The sequence below is a fragment of the Halomonas sp. B23F22_20 genome (assembly GCF_043496985.1).
In the GTDB taxonomy this organism is placed as follows: Bacteria; Pseudomonadota; Gammaproteobacteria; order Pseudomonadales; family Halomonadaceae; genus Halomonas.
In genome coordinates this window covers 140947-155527 of record NZ_JBIEKH010000008.1, presented here as the reverse complement: position 1 = coordinate 155527, position 14581 = coordinate 140947, and the positions used below count along the sequence as shown (strand labels likewise).

Sequence of the window (14581 nt, the reverse complement as noted above, 5' to 3'; positions counted from 1 at the left end):
CATGACTCGCAGCGTTTCATCCTGATGCCGGCGGAGGGGCCCCATGCTCGAGACTGATCGCCTGATCGGCGCCGACAGCCGCGACGGCGAAGGCTCCCTGGACCATGCCATCCGGCCCAAGCACCTGGCCGACTATATCGGCCAACCCCGCGTCCGCGAGCAGCTGGAGATCTTCATCCATGCCGCCCGCGGCCGTGAGGAGAGCCTCGATCACACCCTGGTGTTCGGTCCGCCGGGGCTGGGCAAGACGACGCTTGCCAACATCATCGCCACCGAAATGGGTGTGGGGCTGAAGTCCACGTCGGGTCCGGTACTCGAGCGCGCCGGAGACCTGGCCGCCATGCTCACCAACCTGCAGCCCGGTGACGTGCTGTTCATCGACGAGATCCATCGCCTCTCGCCGGTGGTCGAAGAGATCCTCTATCCCGCCATGGAGGATTTCCAGCTCGATATCGTGATCGGCGAGGGGCCGGCAGCGCGCTCGATCAAGCTCGACCTGCCGCCGTTCACCCTGGTCGGCGCGACTACCCGGGCGGGTCTTCTGACCTCGCCGCTGCGCGATCGCTTCGGCATCGTTCAGCGCCTGGAGTTCTACTCGATCGAGGAACTCAGCGAGATCGTGGCCCGCTCGGCGCGGCTGCTGGGCGTGGCCGCCGACGATGGCGGCGCCCGGGAAGTCGCCCGGCGCTCCCGGGGCACCCCGCGGATCGCCAATCGCCTGCTGCGCCGGGTGCGCGACTACGCCGAGGTGCGAGGCAGCGGCGACATCGACGCCGAGATCGCCGACCGGGCGCTCAACATGCTTCACGTCGATCATCATGGCCTGGACCACATGGACCGCCGGCTGCTGCTGGCGATGATCGAGAAGTTCGACGGTGGACCGGTGGGCGTCGACTCGCTGGCGGCGGCGATCGGCGAGGAGCGCGACACTATCGAAGACGTCATCGAGCCCTACCTGATCCAGCAGGGGCTGATGATGCGTACCGCCCGTGGGCGAGTGGTGACCCGCCAGGCCTGGCAGCACTTCGGCCTGGCGCCGGACGACCGCGCCCCGGCGCCTTCCCAAGACTGACTCCGACGAGACGACGAGGATTCCCGTGAACGACGCCATGTCCATCCCCCACCTGATCATGAACGCCAGCGGCGTGGTCCAGGCGGTGATGCTGCTGCTGCTGCTGGGCTCGCTGCTGTCCTGGGTGGTGATTTTCCAGCGCAGCTTCGTGATGCGCCGGGCCCGCAAGGCCCACCGCGACTTCGAGGACCGCTTCTGGTCCGGGGTCGACCTCAACGAACTGTATCGCGAAACGCCCGCCGAACAGGAGACTCAGGGCGCCGAGCATATCTTTCGTGCCGGCTTCCGCGAGTTCAATCGTCTGATGCCCAAGACTCGGAGCCCACAGGCGATCCTCGACGGCGTGCAGCGCAGCATGCGCGTGGCCTGGTCCCGCGAGGAAGACCGCCTCAACCTGCACCTGGTGTTCCTGGCGACCGTCGCGTCATCGAGCCCCTACATCGGACTGTTCGGCACGGTCTGGGGCATCATGGGCTCCTTCCAGTCGCTGTCCATGGCCCAGCAGGCGACCCTGGCCACGGTGGCGCCGTGGATCGCGGAAGCCCTGATCGCCACCGCCATGGGCCTGTTCGCCGCCATTCCCGCGGTGATCTTCTACAACCGGCTGTCGGCCGAATCGTCGCGCATGCTCGGCAAGTACGAGGACTTCGCCGAGGAGTTCCACTCCATCCTGCACCGCAACCTGCAAGGGCGCGGCGAACCCGCTGCCGGCTGAGGAGGGCGACGCCATGCACGGACCCTTCAATCGTATGGGCCGGCGCAAGCCGATGAACGAGATCAACGTCGTACCCTTCATCGACGTCATGCTGGTGCTGCTGGTGATCTTCATGATCACCGCGCCGATGCTGACCCAGGGCGTCAAGGTGGATCTCCCCCAGGTGACTTCCGAGCCCATCGAGGACTCGGAAAATCGCGACCCGATCATCGTCTCGGTGGATCGTGACGGCCAGGTCTTCGTCAGTCTGAGCGGCGACGAGACAGCGGTCGATCTCGACCAGCTCGGCGAGCGCGTACGTATCCTGCTCGAACGCGAGCCGGGCACCCGCGTGCTGGTGCGTGGCGATCGCAACGTCGCCTACGGCCAGATCGTGACCCTGATGAGCACCCTGCAGACATCGGGCGTGGCCAACGTCGGGCTGATCTCCGAACCACCCCCCGGGGAGGCCTGAGGAGCGCGCATGGCCAGATACCATCGTCGCGTCGGCTACGGGCTGCCGCTGATCCTCGCCATCGGCCTGCACCTGGGGTTATTGGTGATCAGCGTCATCCGCTTCCCGACCGCCGAGCGCGAACCGCCGAACCAGGCCATCGTCCAGGCCACGCTGGTACGCGCGGAGACCGCCACCGATCAGGCCCAACAGGCTCAGCAACAGCGGGCCAGGGCCGCGGCCGAAGCGGAACGCCAGCGCGAGGAGGCGCAAGCCGCCCAGGCGGAAGCCGAACAGCAGGCCGAGGCCGAGCGCCAGCGTCAGTCCGAGGAGGCCGCCAAGGCCGAGGAGCGTGAGCAGGCTCGTCAGGCTGCCGAGCAGGCCGCCGCCGAAGCCCAGAGACGCGAAGTGGAAGCGGCCCGCCAGCAAGCCGAACGCCAGGAGGCGGAGCGTCAGCGCCAGGAGGAAGCGGCTCGCCGCGAACGCGAGGCCGAAGAGCGACGCCAACAGGAGGCGGAAGCCGAACGCCAGCGCCAGGCCGAGGAAGAGGCGCGCAAGCAGCGCGAAGCCGAGGAGCAGAAGCGTCGCGAGCAAGAGGCAGAGGCCGAACGTCAGCGCCAGGCCGAGGAAGAGGCGCGCAAGCAGCGTGAAGCCGAAGAGCAGAAGCGTCGCGAGCAAGAGGCAGAGGCCGAACGCCAGCGCCAGGCCGAGGAAGAGGCGCGCAAGCAGCGTGAAGCCGAGGAGCAGCGCCGCAAGGAAGAAGCCGCTCGTCGTGCCGCCGAGGCCGCGCAGAACAGTCTCGACCAGGCGATCGCCGGCGAATCAGAGTCCGTGGCCAACGCCCGCCAGGCCGAACAGGCGGCCAACGGCTTCATCAATCTGGTGCGCCAGGCCGTAGAGCAGTCCTGGGTGATTCCGCCCAACGTGCCAGACGGCGCCGCCGCCGAGATCGCCGTCCGCCTGGGTCCCTCCGGGGAGCTATTCGCCGCCAGCGTGGGTCGTAGCAGTGGCAACAGCGCCTTCGACCGCTCGGCCCTGGAGGCCGTGGAAACCGCCGCACCCTTTGCCGAGCTGCGTGAGCTGCCCGCTGCGGTGCAACGCCAGTACCGTGAGTTCAACCTCAGATTCCGACCAGGGGACATTCGCTGATGAGAGCTTTGATCACCACCTGGCTCGCGGCCGTGCTGCTGTTATGCACGTCGCTTGCCCAGGCCGACCTGACCATCGACATCACGCGTGGCAACGAGCGTGCCACACCCATCGCCGTCGTGCCCTTCGCCGATGGCGGCCAGTCGCTACCGCAGGACGTGGCGCAGATCATTGCCGACGACCTGGAGCGTAGCGGCTATTTCGCGCCCCTGGAACGTGAGGCGATGTTCGCCAAACCGAGCAGCGGCGACGACGTCAGCTTCGGCGACTGGCAAGCCCTGGACACCCGCTATTTGGTGGTGGGACGCGTCAACCAGCAGGGCGGCCGCGTCGAAATCCAGTACGAGTTGATGAACGTCAGCGGCGAATCACGGATGCTCGGTGAGGTCATCACCGCCGGCCAGGACCAGCTGCGCGCCGCCGCTCATCGCATCAGCGACCAGATCTTCGAGGAGATCACCGGCATTCGCGGTGCCTTCTCCACTCGCATCGCCTACGTCACTTCCCAGGGCGTCGGCGAGTCCACCGCCTACCAGCTGTTCATTGCCGATGCGGACGGCCGTAATAGCCAGCAGGTGCTGAGTTCCGACCAGCCGATCATGTCACCGGCCTGGTCGCCAGACGGTGGCAAGCTCGCCTACGTCTCCTTCGAGTCCGGTCGCCCGGGCATCTATGTTCAGGAGGTGGCCAGCGGCCGCCGGGCTCGCCTTACCTCCTTCGAGGGGCTCAACAGCGCACCGGCCTGGTCGCCGGATGGTCGCCGCCTGGCCATGGCTCTGTCTCGCGACGGCCAGCCGGAGATCTACGTCATGGACGTCGGGTCGCAGCAGCTCCAGCGCGTCACCAACAGCCCGAGCATCGAGACCGAGCCGGCCTGGGCACCAGACGGTAACAGCCTGATCTACACCTCGGACCGCAGCGGCGGACCGCAGATCTATCGCCAGACGCTGGGCGGCTCGCCCGAGCGCGTCACCTTCACCGGCAACTACAACGCCCGCGGCCGTTTCGCGCCTGACGGCGAGGCCATCTTCCTGATCCATCGCGGGGCCAATGGCTACCGGGTCGCCAAGCAGGATCTGGAGAGCGGACGGCTGGTGGAGCTCGGTGATGCCGGCCAGGCCGAATCGCCCAGTGTCGCGCCCAATGGCACCATGGTAATCTTCGCCACCCAGCAGGGCGGTAATGGTGTGCTGGGGGCCGTCTCCGCGGACGGACGGGCGTCGTTCCGGCTGCCCGCCGCGCAGGGCGATGTGCGCGAGCCCGCCTGGTCCCCGTTTTTGAACTGAACGTATCCCGTAAGGAAAGGAGTCGAATGATGCAATTCAAGCCTTATGCCCGCACCCTGGCCGTCGCCATGTCTCTGGCCGTGATGGCCGGCTGTTCCAGCACCGGCGGCACCCAGGATGGCAGCATGGACGGCACTGCCGGCAGTGGCGGCGTGGGTACCGGCACCGCCGGCAGCGGCCAGGTCAGCGGCAGCGGACTCGGCGAGGGCGCCGGCCAGATGGCTGGCTCGCGTATCCCCGAGGTCCGCACCATCTACTTCGCCTACGACAGCGATGCCATCCGCCCCGAGTTCCAGTCGGTGCTCGAGTCCCATGCTAACTTCCTGCGCAGCAATCCCAGTGCCAGCGTGGTGCTCCAGGGCCATACCGACGAGCGCGGTACCCGCGAGTACAACCTGGCCCTCGGCGAGCGTCGCGCCGGGTCCGTGGAGCGGTTCCTGAACGTCCAGGGCGTCTCGCCTTCCCAGGTGGAGGTGGTCAGCTATGGTGAAGAGCGCCCGGCGGCCCGTGGCAGTAACGAAGACGCCTATGCCCAGAACCGCCGTGTGGTCTTCGCCTACTGAGCACGGGCTACGCACGGCAACACGATAGCGAAGGGAGAACGCGATGAGGCCTCGTCTCAAAGCCTGGTACACCGCGGGGGCACTTAGCCTGCTGGTGACCCCGGCGCTGGCCCAGCAGCCGGTGGTGGAGGATCTCTCCCCCGGCTCCGGCCGCAGCAGTTTCTATGACCAGGCCGCCACCCGCGAGGAGGCGGGGGGCAGCCTGGTGCTGTTCAACCAGGTGCAGCGCAATCAGGAAGAAATGCGCCAGCTGCGTGGGCAGGTCGAGGAACTGCGCTACCAGCTCGATCAGTTGAAGCGCCAGACTCGCCAGCAGTACATGGACCTCGAGGACCGTCTGGCGGCGGGGTCTGCGCCTGGCGGGCAAGGCGGCCAGGCGGCGCTTGACGAGGCGTCCTCCTCGAGTGACGAGGCATCGTCGTCGAGCCAGGGCGGGGGAGCATCCGGCGCTTCGGATGCGGGTGCCCGCGCCGACTACCAGGCAGCGTTCGCCAAGGTGCAAGCTCGTGAGTTCGAGGCGGCGACCCAGGCCTTCGAGGCCTTCGTCTCCGAACATCCGAACACCCGGCTGACCGCCAATGCCTATTACTGGCTCGGCGAGCTGCACTCGGCGGGCTCCGATCTGGAGGCGGCCGAGACGGCTTTCCGTCGCGTTCTGGATGACTTCCCCGACAGCAACAAGGTGCCCGACGCGCTCTACAAGCTGGGTCTACTCAAGGCCCGCCAGGGCGAACCGGAAGCCAGTCGCGAGCTGCTCGACCGGGTTCGCGAGGAGTATCCCGACAGCAGCGCCGCCAGCCTGGCCAGCGACTTCCTGCGCCAGTCCGGCAACTGACGCGGAGCTTTGCCATGACCATCTGCAAGATCGACTATCGGGCACCCGCCGACCTGTTGGCCGGTCGGGTGATCCTGGTCACCGGTGCCGGCGACGGCATCGGTCGCGCCGCCGCCCTGAGCTACGCTCGGCACGGCGCGACGGTGATTCTGCTGGGGCGCACCATCGCCAAGCTGGAGGCCGTCTACGACGCCATCGAGGCCGAGGGGCTGCCGCAGCCGGCGATTTTCCCGCTCAACTTCGAGGGGGCGACAGTCAAGGACTTCCATGACATGGCCGAGACGCTGGACAAGGAGTTCGGCCGGCTGGATGGCATCCTGCATAACGCCGGGCTGCTTGGGCGCATCACGCCCTTCGCGCAGTACAACCCCGAGCTCTGGGAACAGGTGATGCAGGTCAACATCAACGGCCCGATCTGGATGACCCAGGCGCTGCTGCCGCTGCTGGAGGCCTCTCCGGATGCCTCTGTGATCTTCACGTCTTCCTCGGTGGGACGCCGCGGGCGTGCCTACTGGGGCGCCTATTCGGTGTCGAAATTCGCCACCGAGGGATTCATGGAGGTGCTGGCCGATGAGGTGGAACACCTCGGTACGCTGCGCATCAACAGCCTGAACCCGGGCGGCACCCGCACCGCCATGCGCAAGTCCGCCTATCCGGCGGAGGACCCCGAGGCGCTGCGCACGCCGGAGGAGATCATGCCCACCTACCTGTGGCTGATGGGCCCCGATAGCCAGGGGCACAGCGGCGAGCGGTTCGACGCCCAGCCGCCCAAGGGTTGAGCGGTGAGCGGTGAGCGGTGAGCGGTGAGCGGTGAGCGGTGAGCGGTGAGCAGGATGTTGCGGGCTTCGAGCGATGAGCGATACTCACTGCCGCAGCCCGCAGCCCGCAGCCCGCAGCCCGCAGCCCGCAGCCCGCAGCCCGCAGCCCGCAGCCCGCAGCCCGCAGCCCGCAGCCCGCAGCCCGTCAGCCCACTCGCAGGGCCAGCGTCAACGCCTCGGCGGTCTCGAACCACAGATCCGCCGGCCAGCGACGGAAGTCGTCTTCCTCGTCGATATAGCCATATCCCACCGCTACCGCCGACATGCCGGCGGCCCTGGCGGCCTGCATGTCACGCAGGTGATCGCCGACGTACCAGCAGTCGGCAGTCACCACTCCCAGCCGCCTTGCCGCTTCGAACAGCGGTGCCGGGTCTGGCTTCTTGACCGGTAGGTCATCGGCGCACAGCAGCACACCCGGCGTCAGGCCCAACGCCTCCACTAGCGGGGCGGCATAGGCACGGGGCTTGTTGGTGACGATGCCCCAGGGACGTCTGGCCCCATGCCAGTCGTCGAGCAGACGGTCCAGCGGCGGGAAGACCCGGCTCTCCACGGCCACCGCCTCGCCGTACATAGACAGCAGGAAGCTGCGGGCGTCGTCATGATCGTGATGGTCGCGTTCCAGGCCCAGCGCCAGGGTCACCAGGGCACTGCCACCGTTGGAGACCTGGGCACGAATCGTCGGGTAGGGCAGGGGGGTGAGACCGTGATGGGCGCGCAGGGCGTTGGTGGCTCTGGCCAGGTCTGGGGCGGTATCCACCAGGGTGCCGTCGAGATCGAAGAGCAGCGCCTTGGGTGTCGGCAGTTCGCGACTCACGACGCCTCCCGCCGGCAGTGCATCAGGTAATTGACCGACACGTCGGTCGCGGATAGCCGATAGCGGCGCGTCAGCGGCTGGTAGGTCAGGCCGCTCTGCTCACGCACCTCGAGGCCGGCTTCGCGACACCAGGTGGCGAGCTCCGAGGGGCGGATGAACTTGGCGTAGTCGTGGGTGCCACGAGGCAGCATGCGCAGCAGGTACTCGGCGCCGAGCACGGCCAGGGCGTAGGCCTTGGGGTTACGATTGAGCGTCGAGAAGAATACCTGGCCGCCGGGTTTGACGAGCTGCGCGCAAGCGCGGATCACCGAGGCCGGATCGGGCACGTGCTCGAGCATCTCCAGGCAGGTGACGACATCGAACTCGCCGGGATGGGCCGCGGCCAGCTCCTCGACGCTGATCTGCCGGTAGTCCACGCTGACGCCGCTCTCCTCGGCATGAAGCCTGGCGACCGCCAGCGGTGCCTCGCCCAGATCGATGCCGGTGACGTCCGCGCCGCGATGGGCCATGGCTTCGGCGAGGATGCCTCCACCGCAGCCGACATCGAGCACGCGATGGCCAGCCAGGCCGGAGCGAGCATCGATGAAGTCGAGTCGCAGCGGATTGATCTCGTGCAGCGGCTTGAACTCGCCGTCGGGATCCCACCAGCGATGCGCCAGGGCCTCGAACTTGGCGATCTCCGCTGGATCGACGTTGCCCGCCGGGGACTCGCTTGCCGTCATCTGTGCTCTCCCTAGGTGTCGCCGCCCTGCCACGGTGGCAGCTTGGGTCTGGTTCGGTATCATGCCATTCTACTCGTTCCCGTGGCGCCGGCCCATGCCCGCTCACCGGGAATCAATACGACAGACAGGAACCGCATCATGATTCGCAAGGCCGTCCTTCCCGTCGCCGGTTTCGGCACTCGCTGCCTGCCTGCCTCCAAGGCGATTCCCAAGGAAATGATCACCATCGTCGATCGGCCGGTGATCCAGTATGTGGTGCAGGAAGCCGTTGCCGCCGGTATCCGCGATATCGTGCTGGTGACCCATGGCAGCAAGAGCGCGATCGAGAACCACTTCGACAAGCACTTCGAGCTCGAGGCCAGTCTCGAGGCCAAGGGCAAGCACGAGCTGCTCGAGGAGCTGCGTTCGATCGTCCCCGAGGACGTCAATATCATCAGCGTGCGCCAGTCCGAACCCCTGGGTCTCGGCCATGCGGTCCTCTGCGCCCGGCCGGTGATCGGCGACGACGAACCCTTTGCCGTACTGCTGCCCGACGTGCTGGTCGACGACACCGGCCTCGAACGCAATGACCTGGCCGGCATGATCGAGGCCTATGAGACCACCGGCCATAGCCAACTGATGGTGGAGGAAGTGCCTCACGAGCTGGTCTACAAGTACGGCATCGTCGCCCCCGAGGGCGAGCCCCCGGCCGCCGGCCAGGCCGGCCCGTTGGCCGGGGTGGTCGAGAAACCGGCGGTGGACGACGCACCCTCCGATCTGGCGGTGATCGGTCGCTATGCGCTGCCAGGGCGGATTTTCCCGCTGCTGGCCGAGACGCCGCCAGGCGCCGGCAACGAGATCCAGCTCACCGACGCCATCGAGACTCTGCGCCGTGAGGCTGGCGTCGATGCCTGGCGGATGCGTGGACGGACATATGACTGCGGCCACCAGCTCGGCTATCTGGAGGCGATTCTCGCCTATGGCCGCCGTCATGCCCGCTATGGGCAAGGGTTCCGCGAGCTGCTTGCTCGTTACGCCGGCGAGGAGTGACCGATGCGCGTACTGGTCCATGGCAGTGAGCTGGCCGCGGCCACGGCGGCGGCGGCTCTGGCCTGGGTAGGCCACCGCGTGGTGTGGTGGCCCCATGACAGCGCCGACTGGCCGACGCTTGCCGCGAGTGGTTGGCTGTCCAGCGAGCCGCAGCTGATGGCGCGCCTGGAGGAGGGCCGGGAGCATGGCCATCTGAGAATACTGGGCCCCGAGGAGCGTCCGGATGACGAACGCTTCGAGGTACTGTGGCTGGCCCTGTCGCCGGAGCAGCGGGAAGCCGGGCGGGCCACCGTGGCCGGGCTGTCGTCATTGCTGACAGCGGATGCCGTGCTGGTCAACAACTCGACCTTCCCGGTCGGCGAGACGGATCGCCTGGCCGCCTGCCTGGGAAACGGTCGATTCGCCGTGGCCCTTGCCGATCTGCTCGAGGAAGGGCGGGCCTGGGAAGCCTTCACTCGGCCTTCTCGTTGGCTGCTGGGCTGCGACGAGCGCCATGCTGAGCGACGCGTGCGCGAACTGCTGCGGGCCTTCAACCGCCGCCGCGAGGTCTTCCAGCGCATGCCGCGCCGTGCCGCCGAGCTGAGCAAGCTGGCCATCAATGGCATGCTGGCGACCCGCATCAGCTACATGAACGAGATTGCCGGCCTCGCCGATACGCTCGGCGTCGACGTGGAGCACGTTCGCGAGGGCATGGGCGCCGATACCCGCATCGGCTACGAATACCTCTATCCCGGCTGCGGTTTCGGGGGGCCCAGCTTCTCCCGCGACCTGATGCGGCTGGCCGATGTCCAGTCGGCCAGCGGCCGACATTCGGCGTTGCTCGATCAGGTGCTGGACATCAACGAGCACAAGAAGGAAACGCTGTTCCGCAAGCTATGGGCCCACTACCACGGGCGTCTCGAGGGCCTGACGGTGGCGATCTGGGGGGCAGCCTTCAAGCCGGGCACCGCGCGCATCGATCACGCCCCGGTACTGACCCTGCTGCGAGCCCTGTGGGCCCAGGGCGTTCGTGTTCGATTGCATGATCCCGCTGCGGTGGGGGCGCTGCGCGAGCGCCTCGGCGAGCATCCGCTGCTCGAGCTGTTCGATGACGACCCCGAGGAGGTTCTGAACGGTGCCGATGCGCTGATGCTTGTCACCGAGTGGAAGGCCTACTGGAATCCGGACTGGCCGACGCTGGTCGGGCGCCTGAAGGGCAAGCTGCTGCTGGACGGTCGCAATATCTATGATCCCGACCACGTCGCCGACATGGGGCTGCACTATCGGGGCATAGGGCGCCGCGCCGATCCTTGACGGAAAGTGGCTGCCGCCCTTCGTGGGAGCTCTGCTTGCAGAGCGATCCGCCGCGAAGCAGCAGCAGCCGTATTTACGATGGGATGATGCCCCGAGCTACCGCTTTCGCGATCTGAAGATCGCTCCCACGAAGGGCACCCCCAATCCATGCCGAGTGGTTTCACGCTGATCGGCGATCAATAAAACAAAACGGCCCCGCCTTCTGGCGGGGCCGTTTTGTTCGCGAGTCCGCTGGGGATCAGGCGAAGTTCTGGGCGACGAAGTCCCAGTTCAGCACCTTCCAGACGTTCTCGAGGTACTTCGGACGCGCGTTGCGGTAGTCGATGTAGTAGGCGTGCTCCCACACATCGATGGTCAGCAGCGGAGTCTGGCCGTGGGCGACCGGGGTGTCGGCGTTGCTGGTGTTGACGATGTCGACGCCGCCGTCATCGGTCTTGATCAGCCAGGTCCAGCCGGAGCCGAAGTTGCCTGCGGCCTGGGCGTTGAAGGTTTCCTTGAACTTGTCGAAGGAACCGAACTTGGCGTTGATGGCGTCAGCCAGGGCGCCGGTCGGCTCGCCACCGCCGTTCGGAGACAGGCAGTGCCAGTAGAAAGTGTGATTCCAGACCTGAGCCGCCTGGTTGAACAGGCCACCGGAGGAGGACTTGATGATCTCTTCAAGAGACTTGTTGGCGTCATCGGTACCGTCGGTCAGCTCGTTGAGCTTATTGACGTAGGTCTGGTGGTGCTTGCCGTAGTGATACTCCAGAGTCTCGGCGGAGATGTGCGGTTCCAGGGCGTTCTTCTCGTACGGCAGTGCAGGCAGTTCGAATGCCATTGTCGTTTCTCCTCATTGCTAGTCACGGGTCGGCGACCCATGGTGTGCCAGTGCGCGAGGGATATGCAAGGTCGTCGTCGGCTCGAATCGGCCGTGCCCCGTTCGCTCCCTCGATAAAAAACCGTACACTATCAGTATGCTGTGCCAGTCAGGTCACGGCATCATATCACCCGGCTCGGGGTCCGCCAATTCCGATCGCCGGACTCGGACTTAGGTCGCAGGCCGGCATCAACGCCGGCAAGACGCCGTCACGCACAGAGCAAGGAGACCTCCATGGCAGAGCGCCCGGAAGATAGCCGGCAGCCCCGACCGATCGTTCCGGACCCGGATGCCAGCCTGGCCGGCCATCACCGGTCGCATCCGCCGTCTCGTGCCAGGGTCTGGCCGCTGTGGCTGTTGATACTGCTGCTCACGTCGGCACTGATCGCCCTTGCCGGGGCAGGGTGGCTGGAGCGCCAGCGACTGGAGCAGCGCCTTGCCCGCCTCGATGGCGAGATCTCCAACGTGCATGCCCGCTTCGATGCCTCGGAGGGCCGTGGTGAACTGTTATCGCAGATACAGCGGCGTCTCGGTGAACTTTCGAGCCTGGAAGATGATCTCGATGCCCGCCTAGAGGAGCGCCTCGACGGCTGGCAGTCGCAGCACCTGGAGCCGCTGGCCGATGCCCAGTCCGACCTCGACGCCCGACTGACAACCCTGGCCGAAGACGGACAGGTTCGGGCCGATACCCTGGCGGCGGTGCGTGACTCGATGAATGCCCTCGAGAAGGCGGGGCGCGAGAGCCGAGCCGCACTCGGCGAGCGGCTGGCAGGACTTGAGAGCGCGCAGGATACCGACGCCGAGCGAATCGCCAACCTGACGCAGCGTATCGAACAGCGCCACGAGGCGCTTAGCAATCGACTCGACGAGGCGCGGGAGGACCTGGATAGTCTCGACGATAACGTTGAAGCCCTGGGGGCATCGCGCGATGATGTCGGTGAGCGGGCGGCCTCGTTGGAGGAGCGCCTCACGGACGTACAGTCCGAACTACGGGAATTGCGCCAGGCGCAGCTGGCCACGAGCGCCCGGCTCGAAGCGCTGCGGCAGTGACGGGACGTCAGCCAGGGAAGTGTCGATATCATGGATAAGTGTTTCATCAAGCGCCTCGCTGCCGTCTCTCTGTCGATCGGTCTCGCCAGTCCGGGGATGACCCTGGCCATGGACGCGCGCTTCGAGGGTGTCGAGGGCGATCCCGCCGAGAATCTCGAGGTTTACCTCGATGGCCTGGAGGCCGACCAGTACTCGACGCAGCGGCTCGAAGCGGAAATACGGCGTCTTGCCCGCGAGGCCCTGAAGGTTTATGGCTACTATGCGCCCACGCTGGAGGTGACCTTCGACGACCCCGAGGCTCCCAGTGAGGTGACGCTTCGCGTCGAGCTCGGCGAACCGGTACGTATCGAGCGCCTCCGTTTTCGGCTGGCCGGTGGGGCCGCCGAGGATCCGCCGTTTCGCTCGGCCATCGCCGGCTATCCGCAGCAGGAAGGCGATGTGCTGCATCATGCACCTTTTGACGCCTTGCGCAGCAAGCTTGCCGGCCTGGCCCTGGAACGCGGCTACTTTGACTGGCGCTTCATCGAACGGCGTATGGAAATCCGGCCCTGGGCGCATAGCGCCCGCCTGTCGCTGGCACTCGACAGCGGTCCGCGCCACCGCTTCGGGCCAGTGAGCTTCCGCGGCCAGCACATCGAGACCGAGCGGCTCGAGGCCCTTGCGCCGTTCAGCGAGGGGAAGCCCTACCTGGCCAGTGACATTGCCACCTTCAATCAGCGTCTCGGCCAAACCGAATGGTTCGCGTCGGTCAGCGTACGTCCGCGGCTGGATGCTGGGGTCCGCGAACTCGCTCTGCCGCCGGCGCGCCTGGGGTTCCTCAACGCCCTGGACGTCGAGGGTTTGGCACCGGCCGCACAGCCCGCGCCGCGGCTCAGCGCAGAGGCCCTGGCCTCGGCAGACGACATCCGGGCACCGGCGGTGCCCAAGGTGCCCATCGAGGTGACACTCACGCCGGCCGATCGCCACCAGTTCGAGGTCGGCGTTGGCTTCGCCACCGATGTCGGCCCCCGGGCCCGATTCTCCTGGGATCAGCCTTGGGTCAATCGCTACGGGCACAGCTGGAACCACGATCTCTACATTTCCGGCCCCGAGCAGCAGTTCAGCGGCGTCTACGAGATGCCGCTCGAGGATCCGCTGAGAGATAGCTATGAATTGCAGTACGGCCTGCGCAACAAGGACAGCGACGATACCCGTACCATGGAGGCCAGCGTGGAATTTGGCCGACGCTGGAAGTTCGACAATGGATGGGAACAGTATCTCTACCTGCGCAGTACCTACGAGGACTTCACCCAGGCCGACGAGGACAACGAGGTGCTGCTGCTGTATCCCGGGGTGCGCTGGACGCGGACCCGCGCGCGCAACCCGACGTTCCCCACCTGGGGAGATCGCCAGCAGATCACCCTGCAGTATTCCAGCGAGGCCTGGGGCTCGTCGGCCGAGTTCCTGCGCATGAATGCCGACTCGCAATGGATTCGCAGTCTCGGCGACAACTATCGCTTCGTCGGCCGCGTCGGGGCGGGCAGCGTCGTCACCGACGATTTCGCCGATATCCCTCCGTCGCTGCGCTTCTTCACCGGCGGCGACAACAGCGTGCGCGGCTATTCCTACGAGTCGCTGGCCCCGGAAGACGACGAGGGTCAGTTGACCGGCGGCGAGCAGCGTCTGGTGGCAAGCGTCGAGGCCCAGCGCCGTCTCACCGGCAAATGGTGGCTGGCCAGCTTCGTCGACGTCGGCGACGCCTTCAACGACTGGTGGCCACAGGAACTGAACACCGGCGCCGGCCTGGGGGTGCGCTGGATCTCGCCAGTGGGTCCGATCCGCCTCGATGTCGCCCACCCCTTCGATCATGAGGATGCCTACCGCATCCACTTCGCCATCGGTCCGGAGTTCTGAGTATCGACACCGTGAGCCTACACCGTTCTAGCCGGGCCGTGGCCCGCCCGTGG

Annotated in this window: 15 protein-coding genes; 12 read left to right on the top strand and 3 right to left on the bottom strand. The window is 66.7% G+C overall.

Annotation, left to right across the window (positions count from 1 at the left end):
- Positions 1-43: 43 nt before the first annotated feature.
- Genes ruvB through ACGTN6_RS08700 form a run of 8 tightly spaced genes read left to right on the top strand, consistent with a single transcriptional unit; the run spans position 44 to position 6832 of the window.
- A complete protein-coding gene (gene ruvB, locus ACGTN6_RS08735; protein ID WP_394591003.1) occupies positions 44-1072 on the top strand; it encodes a Holliday junction branch migration DNA helicase RuvB in 1029 nt (342 codons plus the stop codon).
- Positions 1073-1097: 25 nt separating this feature from the next.
- A complete protein-coding gene (gene tolQ, locus ACGTN6_RS08730) occupies positions 1098-1787 on the top strand; it encodes a protein TolQ (RefSeq protein ID WP_394591002.1) in 690 nt (229 codons plus the stop codon).
- A 13-nt stretch (positions 1788-1800) separates the two neighbouring features.
- Positions 1801-2241, top strand: a complete 441-nt coding sequence (tolR, locus tag ACGTN6_RS08725; RefSeq protein WP_394591001.1) for a protein TolR — start codon at positions 1801-1803, stop codon at positions 2239-2241.
- 9 nt (positions 2242-2250) lie between these two features.
- Complete coding sequence (gene tolA / locus ACGTN6_RS08720; RefSeq protein WP_394591000.1) at positions 2251-3369, top strand: cell envelope integrity protein TolA; 1119 nt, start codon at positions 2251-2253, stop codon at positions 3367-3369.
- The gene (tolB, locus tag ACGTN6_RS08715; protein ID WP_394590998.1) at positions 3369-4655 is read left to right on the top strand and encodes a Tol-Pal system beta propeller repeat protein TolB; all 1287 of its coding nucleotides are present in this window, start codon (positions 3369-3371) and stop codon (positions 4653-4655) included. The genes tolA and tolB overlap by 1 nt, the downstream gene beginning before the upstream one ends.
- Before the next feature lie 29 nt (positions 4656-4684).
- Complete coding sequence (gene pal / locus ACGTN6_RS08710) at positions 4685-5218, top strand: peptidoglycan-associated lipoprotein Pal (protein WP_394590997.1); 534 nt, start codon at positions 4685-4687, stop codon at positions 5216-5218.
- A 43-nt stretch (positions 5219-5261) separates the two neighbouring features.
- The gene (gene ybgF / locus ACGTN6_RS08705; protein ID WP_394590996.1) at positions 5262-6053 is read left to right on the top strand and encodes a tol-pal system protein YbgF; all 792 of its coding nucleotides are present in this window, start codon (positions 5262-5264) and stop codon (positions 6051-6053) included.
- A gap of 14 nt (positions 6054-6067) precedes the next feature.
- Positions 6068-6832 (top strand): YciK family oxidoreductase, encoded by a 765-nt coding sequence (locus ACGTN6_RS08700; protein WP_394590995.1) that lies wholly within the window; start codon positions 6068-6070, stop codon positions 6830-6832.
- Positions 6833-7016: 184 nt separating this feature from the next.
- On the opposite strand, the gene ACGTN6_RS08695 is transcribed toward ACGTN6_RS08700, so the two are convergent.
- Both ACGTN6_RS08695 and ubiG read right to left on the bottom strand, forming a co-directional pair.
- Positions 7017-7685, bottom strand: a complete 669-nt coding sequence (locus tag ACGTN6_RS08695) for an HAD-IA family hydrolase (RefSeq protein ID WP_394590993.1) — start codon at positions 7683-7685, stop codon at positions 7017-7019.
- The gene (gene ubiG / locus ACGTN6_RS08690; protein WP_394590992.1) at positions 7682-8407 is read right to left on the bottom strand and encodes a bifunctional 2-polyprenyl-6-hydroxyphenol methylase/3-demethylubiquinol 3-O-methyltransferase UbiG; all 726 of its coding nucleotides are present in this window, start codon (positions 8405-8407) and stop codon (positions 7682-7684) included. Before ubiG ends, ACGTN6_RS08695 begins: the two co-directional genes overlap by 4 nt.
- Before the next feature lie 138 nt (positions 8408-8545).
- Here ubiG and galU point away from each other — a divergent pair, with 138 nt between their 5' ends.
- Both galU and ACGTN6_RS08680 read left to right on the top strand, forming a co-directional pair.
- Entirely contained in the window at positions 8546-9436 is an 891-nt protein-coding gene (galU, locus tag ACGTN6_RS08685) for a UTP--glucose-1-phosphate uridylyltransferase GalU (RefSeq protein ID WP_394590991.1), read from the top strand.
- Positions 9437-9439: 3 nt separating this feature from the next.
- On the top strand, positions 9440-10729 hold the full coding sequence (locus ACGTN6_RS08680; RefSeq protein ID WP_394590990.1) for a UDP binding domain-containing protein: 1290 nt from the start codon (positions 9440-9442) through the stop codon (positions 10727-10729).
- 238 nt (positions 10730-10967) lie between these two features.
- Here ACGTN6_RS08680 and ACGTN6_RS08675 read toward each other — a convergent pair whose 3' ends face one another.
- On the bottom strand, positions 10968-11546 hold the full coding sequence (locus tag ACGTN6_RS08675) for a superoxide dismutase (protein WP_183387322.1): 579 nt from the start codon (positions 11544-11546) through the stop codon (positions 10968-10970).
- Positions 11547-11819: 273 nt separating this feature from the next.
- Here ACGTN6_RS08675 and ACGTN6_RS08670 point away from each other — a divergent pair, with 273 nt between their 5' ends.
- Positions 11820-12635: a hypothetical protein gene (locus tag ACGTN6_RS08670; protein WP_394590989.1), complete on the top strand. Its 816-nt coding sequence runs from the start codon at positions 11820-11822 to the stop codon at positions 12633-12635.
- 30 nt (positions 12636-12665) lie between these two features.
- Positions 12666-14528 (top strand): autotransporter assembly complex protein TamA, encoded by a 1863-nt coding sequence (gene tamA / locus ACGTN6_RS08665; RefSeq protein WP_394590988.1) that lies wholly within the window; start codon positions 12666-12668, stop codon positions 14526-14528.
- Positions 14529-14581 lie beyond the last annotated feature (53 nt).

What these genes read in the sequence shown, in the direction of transcription:
- ruvB (WP_394591003.1), top strand. Translation starts at nt 44, where the DNA reads ATGCTCGAGACTGATCGCCTGATCGGCGCCGACAGCCGCGACGGCGAA.
- tolR (WP_394591001.1), top strand. Translation starts at nt 1,801, where the DNA reads ATGCACGGACCCTTCAATCGTATGGGCCGGCGCAAGCCGATGAACGAG.
- tolA (WP_394591000.1), top strand. Translation starts at nt 2,251, where the DNA reads ATGGCCAGATACCATCGTCGCGTCGGCTACGGGCTGCCGCTGATCCTC.
- tolB (WP_394590998.1), top strand. Translation starts at nt 3,369, where the DNA reads ATGAGAGCTTTGATCACCACCTGGCTCGCGGCCGTGCTGCTGTTATGC.
- pal (WP_394590997.1), top strand. Translation starts at nt 4,685, where the DNA reads ATGCAATTCAAGCCTTATGCCCGCACCCTGGCCGTCGCCATGTCTCTG.
- ybgF (WP_394590996.1), top strand. Translation starts at nt 5,262, where the DNA reads ATGAGGCCTCGTCTCAAAGCCTGGTACACCGCGGGGGCACTTAGCCTG.
- ACGTN6_RS08700 (WP_394590995.1), top strand. Translation starts at nt 6,068, where the DNA reads ATGACCATCTGCAAGATCGACTATCGGGCACCCGCCGACCTGTTGGCC.
- ubiG (WP_394590992.1), bottom strand. Translation starts at nt 8,407, where the DNA reads ATGACGGCAAGCGAGTCCCCGGCGGGCAACGTCGATCCAGCGGAGATC.
- galU (WP_394590991.1), top strand. Translation starts at nt 8,546, where the DNA reads ATGATTCGCAAGGCCGTCCTTCCCGTCGCCGGTTTCGGCACTCGCTGC.
- ACGTN6_RS08680 (WP_394590990.1), top strand. Translation starts at nt 9,440, where the DNA reads ATGCGCGTACTGGTCCATGGCAGTGAGCTGGCCGCGGCCACGGCGGCG.
- ACGTN6_RS08675 (WP_183387322.1), bottom strand. Translation starts at nt 11,546, where the DNA reads ATGGCATTCGAACTGCCTGCACTGCCGTACGAGAAGAACGCCCTGGAA.
- ACGTN6_RS08670 (WP_394590989.1), top strand. Translation starts at nt 11,820, where the DNA reads ATGGCAGAGCGCCCGGAAGATAGCCGGCAGCCCCGACCGATCGTTCCG.
- tamA (WP_394590988.1), top strand. Translation starts at nt 12,666, where the DNA reads ATGGATAAGTGTTTCATCAAGCGCCTCGCTGCCGTCTCTCTGTCGATC.